Consider the following 17,320-nt stretch of genomic DNA (forward strand, 5'->3'; position numbering starts at 1 on the left):
AGTTATATTATTTATCTTCATCAATTCCTTTGCGCAGCGCATTCCAAGCCAGGGTTGCACATTTAATGCGAGCCGGGAACTTATTAACGCCGGACAAAGCTTCCAGTTCTTCATAATCGTCGAATTCTACGGCTTCCCCCTTCATCAGAGAAGAGAAACGACTCGCCATATCCAGTGCCTGATCAATCGTTTTTCCTTTGACCGCTTCCGTCATCATCGAAGCAGAGGACATACTAATCGAGCAGCCTTCGCCTGTAAAACGAGCATCTTCAACCATGCCGTCTTTCGTTTTAAGCTGAAGAGAAATCCGGTCACCGCACGTAGGATTGTTCAAATCCACCGTGACCACATCATCCTCAAAACGACCGCGATTCCGCGGATTTTTATAATGATCCATAATCACGCGTCGGTACAAGTCATCAAGTTGCATCGCCAAAATACTCCTTTGTTTGGATTAAGGCGCTGACCAAAGCGTCGACATCTGCTTCCGTGTTATAAAGGTAAAAACTGGCTCGTGCGGTTGCACTGGCTTTCAACCAGCGCATCAATGGCTGGCAGCAATGATGGCCTGCACGTACTGCCACCCCTTTGCTATCCAGTACGGTAGCTACATCATGCGGATGCACATCATCCAAATTGAACGTTACGAGTCCCACATGACGATCTGCCGGGCCATAAATCTTCAGACCCTCCACTTCACGAAGCCGCCCGAGAGCATAGTTGACCAGACGTTTTTCATGTTGTGCGATTGCATCCAGACCGATGCTTTCTAGAAAATCAATAGCCGCTCCCAAGCCGACAGCTCCAGCGATAATCGGGGTTCCACCTTCGAATTTCCAAGGCAGCTCCTTCCATGTGGATTCATACAATCCCACATCGTCGATCATTTCCCCGCCGAACTCAATCGGCTCCATGTTTTCCAACAGTGCCTTCTTGCCGTACAACGCTCCAATCCCTGTAGGAGCACACATTTTATGACCCGAGAAAGCATAGAAGTCAGCATCTATGTCCTGCACGTCTACTTTCATATGCGGCACGCTTTGTGCACCATCGACGACGATAATTGCGCCTTTGCGATGAGCAATAGCAGCAATCTCTTTGACAGGATTCACAACGCCAAGCACATTGGAGACATGCGCAATGGCTACAATTTTGGTGTTTTCTGTAATGGTATTTTCCACGTCAGCAAGATCAACACTGCCATCCTCTTGAAGCGGAATATATTTTAAAGTCGCACCTGTGGCTTTGGCTACCTGCTGCCATGGAATCAGATTACTGTGATGCTCCATCGTAGTGATAACAATTTCATCACCCGTTTGGCAGTTGGCCCTGCCATAGGAAGAAGCCACCAGATTCAGCGCTGTTGTTGTTCCTCTTGTGAAAATAATTTCCTGGCTGCGCTTCGCATTCAGAAAACGGGCTACCTTCTCACGTGCACCTTCATAAGCATCCGTAGCACGGCTGCCCAGCGTATGCACACCGCGGTGAACATTTGAATTGTCATATTCGTAGTAGTGCTTGATCGCCTCGATGACCGCCAACGGCTTTTGCGAAGTGGCCGCATTATCCAAATAAACCAGCGGATGACCGTTAATCTCCTGATGTAAAATCGGGAATTGTTCACGAATCAATGCAGTATTCATTGGCCCAACTTCCTTTCAACAAGGCTTTGCAGCTGCTGTTGAAGGCCTTCGAGCGGAATTTCAGATACGACTGGCGCGAGGAAGCCATAAATAATCAGACGTTCGGCTTCTGCACGACTAATCCCGCGGGACATCAAGTAATATACTTGTTCGCGGTTAACCTGACCGACCGATGCTGCGTGACCTGCTGTTACATCATCCTCATCAATCAACAGGATTGGGTTAGCGTCGCCACGCGCTTTCGGACTAAGCATCAGAACACGTTCTGTTTGCTGGCCGTCTGCTTTAGTAGCACCTTTTTCGATTTTTGTAATTCCGTTAATAATGGAAGACGCTTCTTCACGCATAACTGCGCGTGTAATCATCTGGCTCGCAGAATTTTTGCCAAAATGCTGCGCTTGTGTCGTATAGTTCAGCTTTTGTGAGCCAGAACCTACAGCAATGACCTTGGCATCCGAGTTGGAGCCATTGCCTTTGAGCACAGACATGGTATTGCTCGCTGTGTTGCCGTTGTTCATTTCGCCCACAATCCATTCGATAGCGGCATCGTTGCCCAATGTAGCACGACGAATAGAAATATCTGTTACTTGTTCCCCTAGCTGGTGAACCGTTGCATAACGAACTTTGGCTCCTGCATTCGCAACCACTTCTACTGCACCGTTATGAATAACAGGTGCCGTCAAATCTGCAGATACATAGTTGTCTACATAGGTTACAGAGCTATGGGTTTCGGCAATGAGCAGTACATGCGGCGCGAACGTCGCTGTCGCATCATCCGTCAGGAAAACAGCCTGAAGCGGAACGTTCAGCTCTACGTTTTTAGGCACATAAGCAAATACTCCACCGTTCCAGAGTGCTGCATGCAATGCAGACAATGAATTTTCCTCAGCCTTAACAACTGTGTTGAGGTGCGTTTTAACCAAATCACCATGTTCCTTAACCGCTGTTTGTAAATCCGTGAAAATGACACCTTGTGCTGCCAGTTCCTCGTTCAGCTTTACGTATATCGCGCCGGAGTTGCGCTGAATGATCAGACCGCCCTCCTGCTGTTCTTTTACCAGATCAGCAATAGCTGAGGGAACCTTCCCCAGCGATGCAATCGCCTCACTGTTTTTATGTTGTCCGTAATCGTTCAAATTCCAACGTTCGATTTTGGTTTTTTCAAATACCGGAAGCTCCAGTTTGCCTGCAAGCTCAAGTGCTTTTTGTCTGTCTTCGGTCAGCCAAGACGGCTCGCCATTACGTTCAGACAGAACACGCAGTTGCTCGGAATCTACCGGAAGGATTGTTTGTGTACTCATCAGTTTTCCTCCTCGCTTCCGGCTTACGCCTCTTGTCCTACAGTTTCGTCAACGATGCCCAGCTCTTCCTTGATCCAATCGTAGCCATCTGCTTCCAGACGTTCAGCCAGCTCAGGACCACCGGATTTAACGATACGTCCTTGCATCATAACGTGCACATAATCAGGCTTAATATAGTTCAACAGACGTTGGTAGTGGGTAATCACGAGAAAACCACGGTCCTCAGAACGCATAGCGTTCACACCGTTAGCCACGATTCTCAAAGCATCAATATCAAGACCGGAGTCGATTTCGTCAAGAATGACAATTTTCGGATCAATCATCATCATTTGCAGAATTTCATTCCGTTTTTTCTCACCACCGGAAAAGCCTTCGTTCAGATAACGGTGAGCAAACTCAGGATTCATTTCAAGCTCCTTCATTTTGCTTTCCATTTGACGGATAAACTTGATCAGAGAGATTTCTTGTCCTTCTTCACGGCGTGCATTAATGGCACTGCGTAAAAAGTCGGAATTCGTTACCCCTGCAATTTCGCTCGGATACTGCATCGCCAGGAACAATCCCGCGCGTGCGCGCTCATCCACTTCCATGTCCAGCACGTCTTCTCCATCCAAAGTTACGTTGCCCTCTGTGACTTCATATTTAGGATGACCCATCAAAGCAGAAGCCAGTGTACTTTTACCTGTACCGTTAGGACCCATGATCGCGTGGATTTCTCCACCTTTCATTTCGAGGTTAATACCTTTCAAAATTTCCTTGCCTTCAATGGTCGCTTTGAGACCTTCAATCTTAAAGTTTGTAGCCATATTCGGAATACCCTCCAAAATTTGTAGTGTGGTGTCGAAATCAGAAAGTATATCTAAACAGGGGAGCCCCCTGATTTCAAGCAGAACAATAGTTAAAAATTTATTTATAATCATTCTAAACTGATTCTCAATGATTCTCAAGCTATTTTATAATAAATAGCTTTAAGGGTGCAACCAACAGACGCACGTTATTCGCCTTTCTTCATAAAATGTTCATTCTATCCTGCACACAAATAGCCAAATACATCCTCCAGATTCATTATACACTTATATTTTTGCTCAACTTGAAGGTGTAGGATTTCTTTTTTAGCCATAAAAACGCTACTGACATCATGACGTCAGTAGCGTTTTTAAATGTAAAGGGTTTATTACAAAGCAGCCCATCTGTATGGGGTGCTATTAAACTGTCCGAATTGACATTTAGCCGAAATTCCTTCTGATTTACCCCAGATAGGAACGCAGCATCCACATATGTTTCTCCAGATCCGCTTTATAGCCGATCAGCAAATCTGCGGTAGGTTGATCGGAGTTGCTTTCTGCAAGCTCAATACCTTCCTGAAACTCTTCGCATACAGTTGCAAAATCCTCGATCAGCGTTTGTACCATTTTCGGAGCATCTTCACTGCCGGTTGCCTCGTGAATCGAGGACAGCTCCAGATATTCCTTTAACGTTGCGGAAGGAGAACCCTTCAATGCGAGCAGACGCTCGGCGATCTCGTCCATTTTCAATGTAATTTCATTGTAAAGCTCTTCAAATTTAACATGGAGAGTATAAAAACTGGAGCCTTTTACATACCAGTGGTAGTTATGAATTTTCACATATAACACATTCAGGTTAGCGACTTGACGGTTTAAAAGTTCCTCCACCGAATTAGTTTGCGTATTTTTCGAGTTACTTGTTGTTTTAGCCATCATAAATCCCTTCCTTTTTTATTAAATTGACATTCATAAACGATCTTTGTCCACCGCCATGCTGACGGAGAGACACCAGCGGGCATCGTAACGATCATATGCCATGATCACCTGCCGGACATCTGTTTATTCATTACCCTTCCTATATCGCGATGAAACAAAAGAAAAAAAATGTACAAAACTTCACCGATTTTCGTTATACTTTCTCTATCCTATCAAAATACTTGGTTTAATATTGTATATTTTTTCTTATTTTACCGTGCACAATTTATGGAGGTGACTTCGTTGTCCCAATATCATCCTTTAACGACAGAAGAAGCAATCGAATTCGTGAAGAACATCCACGGATTTTTTAGTCAGGAAGCCCGTCTGGAATGCCGAGAAATCGGTGATGGTAACCTGAATCTGGTTTTTCATATTACAGATTCTGAATCTGACAAGAGTATCATTGCCAAGCAGGCACTTCCCTATGTGAAAATTGTAGGTGAATCCTGGCCGCTGTCGCTGGATCGTGCTCGCATTGAACGCGAGGCACTTCAACAGGAGCACCAAATTTGCCCTGAATTGGTTCCTGCCATACTAGGCTATGACGACGCGCTTGCGCTGACCGTGATGGAGGATCTTAGCTCATACACAATCATGCGCAAAGGATTAATAGAAGGAAATACCTATCCGCATTTTGCCGATCATATCGGAGAATTTCTGGCACGCACGCTCTTTTTCACTTCCGATTTGGGTATGAATCAGCAGGCTAAAAAAGACCTGGTTAAACGCTTTATTAACCCGGATCTTTGCAAAATAACGGAGGATCTTATTCTGGATGAACCCTATCGATTCTCGGATAATAACAACTACGGGGAGTACATTGAAGACGAAGCGGAGGCACTCCGGACAGATCAGGCCCTTCACCTGGAAGTGGCTTTGCTGCGGGAAAAGTTTCTGACACGGACTGAAGCGCTGTTGCACGGCGATCTTCACACAGGTAGTATTTTTGTCACAACAGAATCTACAAAAGTCATTGATCCCGAATTTGCCTACTACGGACCGATGGGCTTTGATATCGGAGCGGTCATTGCCAACCTGCTATTAAACTACGCAGCCCAGCCCGGCTGGATTTCTGGCGAGAAGGCTGTACAGGAACGCCGTGACTGGCTTTTGCAGACAGCGATTCAGGTATGGGAGCAATTTGAAAGCAGATTCCGCAAGCTATGGGACGAGCATGTCACCGACCCTATGGCACGTACGACCGGCTATCAGGATTTGTACCTCCAGAAAGTGCTGCAAGATACGGCTGGCTTTGCAGGCTGCAAAGTGATTCGCCGTATCATCAGCCTGTCGCATGTAGCGGATATTGATACAATTGCCGATCCTGCCCTTAAGGAAGCCGCTGAACGTCTAGCGTTATCTATCGGTAAAGCCCTAGTTCTCCGCAATCGCGAGCTGCATTCGATTCAGGAACTGGGAGACATTGTTCGGACAGCAACGGCTGCCCCAAATAAAGGAGCATAGTGGATATGAGTAAAAAAAAGGAATCTACCTCAGTAACCTCTGCAAAAGCCGCAGTGTTTGGTCAGGCTTTGTCCTCGCTAGTATGGAAAGGCGACCGCTTATCCATGCTGGATCAACGTCTGTTGCCCGAGACGATTGTCATGCTGGATTTGTTCACAGCTGAGGAAGTATGGGATGGCATACATGCTATGAAGGTACGCGGTGCGCCTGCCATCGGCATGGCTGCTGCCTACGGCGTTGTACTGGGTGCCTCCGCATATGACGGCACAGACGCGGCTGGGTGGCTGGAGCATGTACACGGTGTCTGCGGACATTTGGCTACGTCGCGACCCACGGCTGTCAATCTGTTCTGGGCATTGGACCGCATGAAAAAGCGGGCCGGGGAACTCATCGCTGAAGCTGGCGATGGTCAGGTCGAGGACTGGAATGCCGGGCTGGAGCATGAAGCCGTAGCCATTCAGGCAGAGGATGAGGAAGTATGCCGCCAGATCGGCGTCCATGCTTTACCTTTGTTTGAGGACGGAATGGGCGTCCTCACTCACTGTAATGCAGGCGGATTGGCGACAGCGAAATACGGAACAGCACTCGCGCCTATGTACCTTGCACAGGAGAATGGCATCCATCTGAAAGTATTTGCCGACGAAACCCGCCCCGTGTTGCAAGGTGCGCGCCTGACCGCTTTCGAGCTTCAGCAGGCAGGTATTGACGTAACTCTGCTCTGTGATAATATGGCGGGCATGGTAATGTCCAAAGGATGGGTACAGGCCGTCATTGTGGGCACAGACCGAGTAGCCGCTAACGGCGATGTGGCCAACAAAATCGGCACCTATAGCCTGGCTGTGCTGGCAAAGGCGCATGGCATTCCTTTTTATGTAGCCTCGCCGCTATCTACAATTGATTTGCAGACTGCAACAGGCGCAGATATTCCCATTGAAGAACGTTCTGCGGAGGAGATTACCGAAAGCTTTGGCAAAAGGACGGCCCCGCAGGGCATCAAAGTCTACAACCCGGCTTTCGATATTACCCCTCATGAGTATATTACCGCCATCATTACCGAAAAAGGGATTGTCCAGGCTCCCTTTAGCGACAGTCTAACCGCCTTGTTTGCAGATTGATCTGTTCTTGCAGATCAATCTGCCCGTATGAGGACTGAATTGTTTTATTGATAAAGTGATTTCTCATAGAACAAACCGGAGCCAAGGAGCCCCGGTTTTTCGTTTTTTGCTCCTCTACTTTTGTATGCGGCATGGTGTATAAACTTTATTTAGACTAGTTTCAAAAGTGCTTCGTATCCTGGCATACCTGGCTTAATCCCCAGCTGCTCGGCTTCCGTCGTCACCGATTCCATCGGCGCTTCCAGCAATTCCTTCAGTGTCTTTACCCCCACAGCTCGTGCGGCGAGAATTTTCCGATCTCCCAGCCGCTCATTGAGCAATCCGACATCCAGTGCACCACACATGATATGAACCATCAAAAAAGCCTTTTATATCAACAGTTTTTACGCAACAACCCATTTGAGGTCACAAAAAGGTCACAAGAATCACAACAAAATCATCTGCTCAAGCTCCTCAGCTACCTCTTGTTGCATACTAGGAAGTACATGACTGTACGTATCCAGCGTGACAGATATTTTACTGTGACCTAATCTCTCTGAAATCACTTTGACATTCATTTTCTTTTCCAACAGCATCGTCGCATGGGTGTGCCTCATATCATGAAAGCGAATATGTGGGAGCTTGGCACTTAAAACATCTCTTTTATAAGCCTTGGACAAATTAGCAGGGAACACCGTTTTACCATTTTTTAAATTGAAAATAACAATATCCATATCGATAAAACCGTCTCCAAACTCTCTTTTCCACTTTACTTTGTAAGCTTCATGTAGCCTACGCTGTTCTTCAAGAATCGCAATCAGTTGATTAGGTATAGATATTTTACGTTCCCCGGCGGTAGTTTTAGCTCCAGATTTGATCCGAGTTCCATAATGAGCAAGCGTTTGTCTGATGGTAATTGTCTTTGATTCAAAATCAATATCCTTCCATCTTAACCCTAAAATCTCCCCTTGTCTCATTCCTGCTAATAAAGCGAGTCCATAAACACAATGATAACGATCTTCTTTGGTACATTGGAGAAAATGATTCACTTGTTCCAGCGTCCAAATAGACATTTCTTTTTTTATTCGCTTGGGAAGTGTCACTTTTCGCATGGGATTTTCTTTGATGAAGCCATATTCAATCGCCTTATCAAATACTTTTTTGACCATCGTTGTAATGCGATCTATTGTATTCCTCGCAAAATTCTTCTTGTGCAACTCATTCACGAAATTTTGACATTTCAATAAATCAAAATTTTGCAACTTTATTTTTCCGAATTTAGGCTTAATATGATTTTTGAAATACAACTTGTTATTGTAAAGCGTTGTTTCGCCACATTCATGAACCCGGATGTTATCCAGCCAGTAATCCATAAACTCATTGAGTGTAGTGTTATCTTTCCTGATATATTCTTTATTCTTCACATCATTCTGAAGCTCAATCATCTTATCATTTGCTTCACGTTTTGTCTTAAAGCCTTTTCTGCGGATTTGCCGCCTCTTCCCAGTCTCATCGTAATAACCAAAAACAAAATCCCATTTTTTTGTCTTCTCATTAACAAAAGGTTCTGCCATTTAAAACTCCCTTCTTGTGACAATAAGAAAGGAGGTCAAGCATGTGACTAAAAGTAATCATACCACATGAAAGCCTCCCTTAACCTACTTGTAATCAGCTATAACCGACCTTTCATCCAGTCTTCAAACACATCTTCATGCACCAGATATCTGGTTCCTAATTTTATGGTGTAAAACTGCTTGGATTTAATTAACTCATATGCCTTATCTCGCCCGATTCCCATCTTACGCATAATATCCGTCACACCAATCATAACTCTTCCACTTTCCATCGTTTTAGTCATCACGCTCACCTCAAAATACTCCTATGTATGTTTTAATTTGTCCTATTCCATTCCTTGTTTAACTGCTTCATAAATCTTGCCGTGCTATTTCTCAACTTCTTATGTATAGACTCTAGCTTGTCTTCTTAGCTTCCAAATTTATAGTCCTTCCCTCTTGTGCTAATCGAAACCATATACGCCCTAGAACAACATTTACGCCTGTGTGAAGCCATTCTATGTTATGCTAATTCTGCTGGTCACTCTTTAAATACAACACCTGATTGTAAAATGTTGATTTTATAAACTATCCGTTGAAAACTAACCAGAGGAATCCATACATTAAAGCGATTAGTCCTATAATACCGGACAAGCAAAAAAGTAAAAGTATAAGAACAAATTTTTTACCTTCCATAATAACCACCTCATTAAAGAATATAAAACGGGTTGAAGAAGTCGGCTACTATTTCAGTCAACTTTATATAAGAAAAGAATATGTAAAAGGATACTATAGAATGCTGTATCCAAACATGCTAACCAATCAAGCGCATCACCCCTTTTAAATCCTATAGTATCAATTTACTAAGTGGCTTTACTTACCATTGATCCAGTCCACGTATCCCAGGCTTTTCCCTGTGGTTACGCCAACTTCATCCAGCTTCTTTAATGCACCAGAAATTGCATTATTCAAACAATCATGCTCTTTTATTTGGACACTGATTGTCACACCGTTATCCCATCGAAAAGCAATTCTTTCACCTTCTTCATTTTCTTGCTCAATTTGTTCAGGCTGCTTACTTGACTCACTATCAACCTTATAGAACATTCTTTGGAGTTGTTTATTGAAAAATGTATAATCGCTAAGCTTTTTAACAAAGGAAAACTTCTCACCACCAACAAAGCGGATATCAATGGTAATTTCATTTGCTACCTTATCATACTCATCAAAAGTGTATCGAAAATGGTTATATGTATAAGGATCGTTCTCGATATTTCCAAAGGGATATTCAAATGCATCATGAATATTTCCTTTTCTATCTTCATACCATACGTGAATATCTTCAATAAACTGTGGATTATCAGTTACACCCTGTACAGCAACACACGGATATTCTTGGTATTCCATCCCTGCGGCTTTTATGAAAGAATTAGTAGTTGTCTTGTCATAGATAAAAATCGAATTGCTAATTTGTTGTGCTTCTTTTTCGTGGTTAATTTTTATGGTAGTCATAAATAGTACTCTCCCTTGTATATGTATTGGTATTAATTCTGCTACTTCATTACATCTAATCTACAAACCGCCTCTATGGTAAGTCTATGCGGCTACATGGAAAACGTAAAGATGAGCCCCCAAATTAATTTTAGCGCTATAATCCCTATAATTTATGTACAACAAAGCCAAGGAATCAAAATCAGCTTCCACATCTTTTTGCTGCTTATGTAACTGTAAACAATAAAAAGAATCCAAATTACAGACAGTCACTTGTGACTGGATGACGTAGCAATAGCGCAGCGCTTGCGGAGAGTCTTTTGGCCTTGATCTTTAAAAGCTTTAAGTGCAAGGGAAACTCAGTGGCAATAAAACTATTCCGCTACGCTACATAGTAGTATTGCTTGTCACCGTTTCCCCTCTTGCCTTCGGCAATTCACCCCTATGCTCCTAATTTGTGAAACTTACCTTTATATGTATCAGAAAGTTTCTTCGTTTGTAAGCACTTTCCACAAAAATGTTGCAAAGATGATTAAAAACACTTATAAATACTGCCTTTTTTAAATTAGCGTAATTGTATACTATAGGGTTTTTCCACAAAAATGCTGCAAAGAAAGTTAAAAACACTTATAAACATTGATGTTTTGCTAGTAGCCAAAAAGTTTTATTGTAGTTTGGATTGATATCCCCATTTTCTAAAACTCTTCTTTGATCTCTATTTTTACCTCTAATGTTGTAAGGCATATTATCTTCATTAAAATATTCATTAATTGTCCTGTAGCTCTTTAATCTCCTATCTCTTCCATCGCGTAAATTCAATTTTTTAATTAACTCTGCTTGTTCTTCCTTGTATAAACGTTTACCTACAATTGTATCTAAGTAGTCAGTAATATCAGCCTTTTCATATGTATCATCCAATATTGTATATGTATCTTGTTGGAGCTTCGATTTTATGTAAGTCATATAACCGTCTTCTTCACTGACCACTTGTTCAAAAAACTGCTTGTCATAGATTTCTTTGAAGAACATTAAATCATTGATGGCTTTATCATATCCAACTTCATTATTTACTGGACGATCATATACAATTAGATTAGACTGCTTCCTGTACTTTTCCACATAACTTGATGTTCCATGTTCTTGTAGGTATAAAGCAGGTTTAATCTGTTTATCACAGTCTCTAATTAGTTTGTTCAACATTTTATTCGAAATATTTTTAATAATAATCGTGACTTTATCTGATTGGTCGATGATCCTCTTCCTACCTAAGCACTGAATCAGAACGTCTATATCCATAATATCGACAATCACATACTTGATTAGTTTATCCTTTAGATTGATGCCATTGTCTAGGGTAGATGTGCTGAATACAAACTGTTCGTCAAACTTTTCATCAATCAGCATCTTACTAACCTTTTCTTTGTCCATGTGCTTTTTCTCTGGAGCGCTTCCAGAAGGAGAACAGACAAACATAGAGTTTTTAAATGTATCATGTAGTTTGAACGCCTTAGCTGAACTTTTAGTGAAACAGATCGCTTTGTGATTCTTGGGTATTTGACGTAGAAACTTTTCCAACACTTTGTCATTCTGATAGAAAATCAATTCCTTGATGTGACTGTAATCATGAGGAATAGAATAACTTTCGTGTTTTATATTTTTATACTTTAAGAATGCAATCATTGCATCAGCAGTTGCAGACATACATATTCTTATCTTACTTTTCTCATTGATCATCGCATAGAATGAATCTTCTGTGTTTTTATTGTATCTTGACTCAGTTAGAAAGTAATGAAACTCGTCACACACTATGTACTTATAGTCTGCTTTGACAATCGCACTATTTTTTTGTAGCTCCCATTCATACTTTTGATACAAGATAATTGTAATTACATCCGACTTCCCATCCCTTTTAATTTCCTCCTGAAACTGTTCATTAAGCCTAGTCCGATTGAGGAAAAAGAGAATCCTAGATCTCTCTTTTTTCGCTATGGGATAGAGTTCATTCTTTATAAAGTGACTTTTACCAACACCTGTACCAGCTTCAATTGTAATAATATCTCCACGTTGCCACTTGTGGATATGTTCAGTTAGTACATCTGAAACAGTCAGTCTTTTCCTTGTTGATTGTGTCAAAATTTCTCCTTTCTGCTTATTGCGTAAATATCTTTAAATAAAGATAAACGTACAATTTACACAAACTAATGACATCGCACCTATAGAAATATAGACTGCTCCCGTTACTCTTATCTATTTCTCGAAAAAAGCATACAACAAATAACCTTTAAATCTTGATTAGACAAAATGCTCCACATCATAAAATCAATTTCATTCGCCTAAACAGACTTATAGTCCTGTTATAATTTCGAGCAAATTGAATAATACTCACGCAACCGAGCGTGAATGTCGACAACGATAAAATTACCTTAAACGAAAGATAACCTCACCTATGCAAGTACTATAATTTGGATTGTCAAAGATCGAATAAATTCAAGAGACAGACTTCAATCTAGGAAGTTGTGTCTCCGTAACACTCCCTCCGTTTTCACATTGTATTTTATTTACTCAAATTACTTACTGGGTGTTACTTTTAATTTAGTTGCTCACTTCTGCTTTTGAAACGTCTAACGAGTTATGTATAGTCTGTAATTCTTCAACTAGCATTTAACAAAACCACTTTGTTTTTCCTTTCATTTTATTGTTTTTTCTCTGTCACCATTTCAGTATAGCATATGTTCCACCAAAGTCAACCCCTTCCTTTTATTTATTTTTCAACCATGTATATTTGTAGTCACTGAAATACACATATATAAAGGAAGCGAAAAATTCGAGTCGCTATTTTGTCGGTAGATTGATCCTACTTCATCCGTTTCCACCAATAGACCTCAGCTACATCCTTGAAAGTATATGCATTATGTATAGACTTTTTTAGCCTACCCAAGTACAACAGTTGTCACGGTTTAGAGCATGGTGAGTTAAATTTGGCGCACCTTCGTTTCAAGGAAGGTGCATGCAAATACCATCCCCCTTTATTGAGATTGGATAGCAATAAAAAAGCTCACTCCTTTTTATTGTTAAAGGAGCAAGCTTAATGAACTATTAATCATATTCAATGTACACGTTGCCGTTTCCATTTACCGCTCTCTCTAACAATTTAATTATATCGTTTTTAAGATCAGGAATTACAGGTAATATATTTGTCAAACTTTTCGCTTCTTCCTCGGTCAAATTGTTAATATCAAATGAAGTAAACAATTGTAGGGTCTCTCTAATATTTTTCACTTCCCATGGACTTTCCTCATACCAACCTTCGTGAGCATAATATTCACTTAGTATATTACTTTGTGCAGACTCTATTTGAACCAAGCAATCCAATAATGTGTCAAAGTATCCATTCCATATCTTCAATATGTAGCTTTCATCTGAATCTTTATAAATCAATCTTATTTCTGGTTCTCCTTCAAATCCAGCATAGTAGGTATCATTTACTTTATCTGTCTTCATACTCTTACTCCTTCCAATGTCCCTGATCCAAAATCCTTACTTGCTCAGATGTGGCTGTTCCTTGCTTCCTTGCTGCTATTGCATCATACCATTTATAGCCTTCGACCCATTCATTTTCTCCAATTTTAAAGAATGATTTAGGCTTTTGTCCACCAGTACCAGGTACAGTTCTTTGTATAACCCAAGTGTTCCCCTGATCTTCTGGGGCCCCCGAAGTCCTCGTATGCCACCTAACTTCGTATTTGTAAGTATCATCTCTCCAATTATATGTTATTTGCTCATAGCCGTCTTTCATAGATTTCGGCTTCATAGTTGCATTTTCTGGAATCTCGATAGGTGATTTCTGGGCATAATCTTTGGCTATTTTTAATTGTTCTTCCGAATCCATTTCAGAAAATTTTTTACCAGTAGTTTGCTCTTTCCCTTCGGAATGTGTATTCTTTTCAGTTTTCACACCAGATGGTTTAGATGTTTCAGCAGCTTTTGCATCTTTTTCATTCATCAACCGATACATATCTTTTGTCTGTTCGAAGCCTCCGCTAATTCCCTTAAAAGCTAAATTGCTACCTGCTGCCATCATTCCTGCTGAGAGTACACCTGCGGGGACTCCTACAATAGCACCGATTCCTGTCAGATCCAAAGCAAAAGACCCTGCTTCTCCAGCCCCACCTACTACCGTCCCAAGTATGCCTAGAACAGAAGCAAATGTATGCCCTGCGAGCCCTCCTAATGTATTAGCAAACGGATGATCGAAGTCATAATTTTTATGGAGTATACCAAGAGTAACATCCTCGGTAAAAGCCGCTGATGCACCCAACACAAATTCTTTTCCAACTTCTGAAGCGTAATCAATTTCATTTTCTACTTTCCCCCACCATTGTGTTGCTGCTATTTCGGCTTCCGTTGGTACACCATTTCCCGGCACATCCAGTACCACTTTTTCCCCATCCACCTGTGTAAAGTTTTTTGAGATAAAAATAAGTTCCTGTGCTACTGTCGATAGTCGTTCAATCGTCACACTCATGGATTGTCGAGAAACCTGAAATTCCTGAAAAAATCTCTCTCGGGTGGCCCCCGACCAGCCTTGTTGCACAAAATCAATTCGCCCGCTCAAAAAATTCAGCATACGTTCCATTTCGTGTTTACCGTGCAAGAACTGTTCAGCCACTTGCATCAGCTTGTCAGGTGGAACTAAAATTCTCCCCATTCTACCACGCCCACTTTAATTTTGATGGAAATAATCTTATCAGAAGAAGATGTTTAGGGACATCCATCTATTATCCTGATATTTCCTTTTAATATTATGTGACATTTGAACTGAAATAGACAGGTTACTATGTCAAAAGTATTATCCCCCTAGTTATAAGTTACATGGATCAACGTGTCACTATTAGCTTTAAACCTCGTCCCTCTATGGGCATTACAATTATGTAGATGTTGCTTGCTTATGTTAATTTCTTGGAAATACTGAATTGTATTTTAGGCTCGCAGTCTTTTCCATGTACTAGTAGCTCCTATACTCAATCCATAAGAATATACCCCTAACCAGATCGCCGCAGCTTTCTGGCATCTATAGGGGCATTCATGAATGAACATATTTAATGAGCTGATGACTAATTCTTTGAGTTTTTCCATTTTAGAAATGTATTTAGGGCAACAACAATAATTAGAATGATGAGTAAAACATTGGTCATAGTAAGAGTACCATCTAAGTCGCTCAATCTAATTTCAATGTCCTGTAAACCTGAACTCGTTTTATCCCCTATTTCACTTAAGCTAGAACTCATCCGATTTAAATACTGCACTAATTCACCTATATCCATCCAACACACCTCCAGTCAATTGTTTACAATAACATATCATTTCTATTAGTTGTTTACAATTATTTCAGATAGTACTATAATGAGGAGGTTAGAAAATTCTAATTTCTGGAGGTAATTGAAAAAATGTTTAAATCCAAAAAAGCATTACCCGCAGTTCTAATGAGTTTTGTTGTTTTTTTAGCATGTTTCTCTGGAATACTAGGAGAACAAGCGAAGGCAAGCGAGGCACCTACACAGCATGTTCAGCTCAATACTCTTTATGTTGATCTACCCTACAGTTCTGATAAATATGACATTCAAAGAAGCGAAAATGCAAAAGAAGTTGAAATAAACGTAGTTGAAAAAGAGTCAGGTAATGTGGTTTACACTGCGGGCGAGTTGAAAGAAAGTAAAACGATTAAACCACAGGATATTACTACAAACGGCTACGAAACACGTACTGTATATCAAGATTATAAGGATGGATTTGTAACTGCTAGATTGTATTCGGTAATGTCAGTATATAGTAGTGGTTCATTTGGTGAGATTTCGAATGTTTTGGAAACATATTGGGCACCAGTTAGTGATGGATCTTGGACTTTAGTAGATACACATGCTAGAACCATTTCTACAACTGGTAATTTCCCTACTCAAAAGGTACAAATCACTGGAACTGCTGTAGTTGATACTCCACAAACAGAATCCGGTGGGGTTTCGCTTGGTGTTTTCGGCTATACAGTTGGAACGGACGGTCATATGAGAAAACCAATTAGCCAAGGCTTTTTATTTAGTTATGGTAGATAACTGATCCAAAATGTAACCTCACTTTAGATCCTAATACGCAGCGGTACGAATGGCTAAATTTTGTCATTAACGGTACCGCTGTTTTTTCTACAAATTTCAGACGTAATCCTAAATAAATAATTGCAATTCCTCGCTTCTTTACCGTCCTTATTCATTCCCTAACATAAAAAAAGGCTAGACGGATAATCCCATCTAACCTCTTGTAAAGATTGTATTTTCTAGGTTCTACTGTGATATTGATTCTTAGGACAATCTTTAATAGCTTACGCTTCGCCGTGGTATGTCGGTTGATAGCTGGACCCTTTATCTTGAGGTTGTATGGGAACAGTTACTATCGCTACTAACATAAAGCTGGTTACTAAAAAGGTTAAAAGGATTTTACACTTCATCTTTATTCACCTCATTAATCATATTTTTGTACGCTGCCTTTGTCTCAGATGATGCATACTCATGATAAGACTCAAACAGACTCATACATTTAATTATATACGATTTATTATTGATTAATGTAGATTTTTCTAAACAACTTAATAAAAATATAAAGCCATCAGTAAATCTTTCCTTGGTCAAATAATAGGCGGATAATTCCTTTGAAAAATGTATAAAGCGTTCTGTTATGAATCGTTGAGTATAAAAGCTTTCAACTTTTTGTTGCTCCAGATAAGATGAAATGTCCACTTCGAATTGGTTTAATATATGATCTACATCAAAATGATATCGATTAGCCGCCTCAAGGATGTTATCAAGCGCGGGAAGAACCTCATCTTTTCTTGAAGAAATATAAGTTACATAATCGGGAAGCACGTTCCTTTCGCCTGAAAGAAGCTTATTTACATACGTATTTACTACTGCCCAATCCTCAAACTTCTTTTTCCATTTCAAGGTTTCTTCATCCGTATCCGTT

The 17,320-nt window shown here is 40.8% G+C and carries 15 protein-coding genes and 2 pseudogenes; 3 read left to right on the plus strand and 14 right to left on the minus strand.

From position 1 onward, the window contains the following. Window positions 1-7: 7 nt before the first annotated feature. The 5 genes from sufU to L693_RS0113270 form a co-directional block, all read right to left on the minus strand. Entirely contained in the window at window positions 8-430 is a 423-nt protein-coding gene (sufU, locus tag L693_RS0113250) for a Fe-S cluster assembly sulfur transfer protein SufU (protein ID WP_025717669.1), read from the minus strand. After that, the gene (locus tag L693_RS0113255; protein WP_025717670.1) at window positions 420-1,643 is read right to left on the minus strand and encodes a cysteine desulfurase; all 1,224 of its coding nucleotides are present in this window, start codon (window positions 1,641-1,643) and stop codon (window positions 420-422) included. The genes sufU and L693_RS0113255 overlap by 11 nt, the downstream gene beginning before the upstream one ends. Beyond that, window positions 1,640-2,944 carry a Fe-S cluster assembly protein SufD gene (gene sufD / locus L693_RS0113260; protein WP_025717671.1) on the minus strand — a complete coding sequence of 435 codons (1,305 nt, stop codon included), beginning with the start codon at window positions 2,942-2,944 and terminating at the stop codon, window positions 1,640-1,642. The genes L693_RS0113255 and sufD overlap by 4 nt, the downstream gene beginning before the upstream one ends. 23 nt (window positions 2,945-2,967) lie before the next feature. Further along, window positions 2,968-3,750: a Fe-S cluster assembly ATPase SufC gene (gene sufC, locus L693_RS0113265; protein WP_007429648.1), complete on the minus strand. Its 783-nt coding sequence runs from the start codon at window positions 3,748-3,750 to the stop codon at window positions 2,968-2,970. 441 nt (window positions 3,751-4,191) lie between these two features. Next, a complete protein-coding gene (locus tag L693_RS0113270) occupies window positions 4,192-4,662 on the minus strand; it encodes a Dps family protein (protein WP_025717672.1) in 471 nt (156 codons plus the stop codon). Between the two features lie 285 nt (window positions 4,663-4,947). Between L693_RS0113270 and mtnK the strand changes: the two genes are divergently transcribed. Both mtnK and mtnA read left to right on the plus strand, forming a co-directional pair. Then, entirely contained in the window at window positions 4,948-6,171 is a 1,224-nt protein-coding gene (gene mtnK, locus L693_RS0113275; protein WP_025717673.1) for an S-methyl-5-thioribose kinase, read from the plus strand. 5 nt (window positions 6,172-6,176) lie between these two features. After that, window positions 6,177-7,286 (plus strand): S-methyl-5-thioribose-1-phosphate isomerase, encoded by a 1,110-nt coding sequence (gene mtnA / locus L693_RS0113280; RefSeq protein ID WP_025717674.1) that lies wholly within the window; start codon window positions 6,177-6,179, stop codon window positions 7,284-7,286. 149 nt (window positions 7,287-7,435) lie between these two features. On the opposite strand, the pseudogene L693_RS0113285 reads toward mtnA, so the two are convergent. The 8 genes and pseudogenes from L693_RS0113285 to L693_RS0113325 all read right to left on the minus strand — a co-directional run. After that, window positions 7,436-7,636, minus strand: a pseudogene (locus tag L693_RS0113285) (YunC family protein); the annotation flags it as partial. A gap of 75 nt (window positions 7,637-7,711) precedes the next feature. Beyond that, window positions 7,712-8,839: a site-specific integrase gene (locus L693_RS0113290; protein WP_025717676.1), complete on the minus strand. Its 1,128-nt coding sequence runs from the start codon at window positions 8,837-8,839 to the stop codon at window positions 7,712-7,714. Window positions 8,840-8,937: 98 nt separating this feature from the next. Continuing rightward, entirely contained in the window at window positions 8,938-9,123 is a 186-nt protein-coding gene (locus L693_RS0113295; protein ID WP_013309546.1) for a helix-turn-helix domain-containing protein, read from the minus strand. A gap of 568 nt (window positions 9,124-9,691) precedes the next feature. Then, on the minus strand, window positions 9,692-10,330 hold the full coding sequence (locus L693_RS0113305; RefSeq protein ID WP_025717677.1) for a hypothetical protein: 639 nt from the start codon (window positions 10,328-10,330) through the stop codon (window positions 9,692-9,694). 606 nt (window positions 10,331-10,936) lie between these two features. Further along, on the minus strand, window positions 10,937-12,442 hold the full coding sequence (locus L693_RS0113310) for a DEAD/DEAH box helicase family protein (RefSeq protein WP_025717678.1): 1,506 nt from the start codon (window positions 12,440-12,442) through the stop codon (window positions 10,937-10,939). 963 nt (window positions 12,443-13,405) lie between these two features. Then, entirely contained in the window at window positions 13,406-13,810 is a 405-nt protein-coding gene (locus L693_RS0113315) for a hypothetical protein (RefSeq protein WP_025717679.1), read from the minus strand. A 4-nt stretch (window positions 13,811-13,814) separates the two neighbouring features. Then, the gene (locus L693_RS31420; RefSeq protein WP_025717680.1) at window positions 13,815-15,017 is read right to left on the minus strand and encodes a WXG100 family type VII secretion target; all 1,203 of its coding nucleotides are present in this window, start codon (window positions 15,015-15,017) and stop codon (window positions 13,815-13,817) included. A 406-nt stretch (window positions 15,018-15,423) separates the two neighbouring features. Continuing rightward, on the minus strand, window positions 15,424-15,633 hold the full coding sequence (locus L693_RS0113325) for a hypothetical protein (RefSeq protein ID WP_025717681.1): 210 nt from the start codon (window positions 15,631-15,633) through the stop codon (window positions 15,424-15,426). 123 nt (window positions 15,634-15,756) lie between these two features. On the opposite strand from L693_RS0113325, the gene L693_RS0113330 reads away from it, so the two are divergent. Further along, the gene (locus L693_RS0113330; RefSeq protein ID WP_025717682.1) at window positions 15,757-16,416 is read left to right on the plus strand and encodes a hypothetical protein; all 660 of its coding nucleotides are present in this window, start codon (window positions 15,757-15,759) and stop codon (window positions 16,414-16,416) included. A gap of 378 nt (window positions 16,417-16,794) precedes the next feature. On the opposite strand, the pseudogene L693_RS0113335 reads toward L693_RS0113330, so the two are convergent. Continuing rightward, window positions 16,795-17,320 (minus strand): annotated as a pseudogene (locus tag L693_RS0113335) (transcriptional regulator); the annotation flags it as partial.

Origin of the sequence: Paenibacillus sp. 1-18, from assembly GCF_000520755.1 — a bacterium.
GTDB lineage: Bacteria > Bacillota > Bacilli > Paenibacillales > Paenibacillaceae > Paenibacillus > Paenibacillus brasilensis.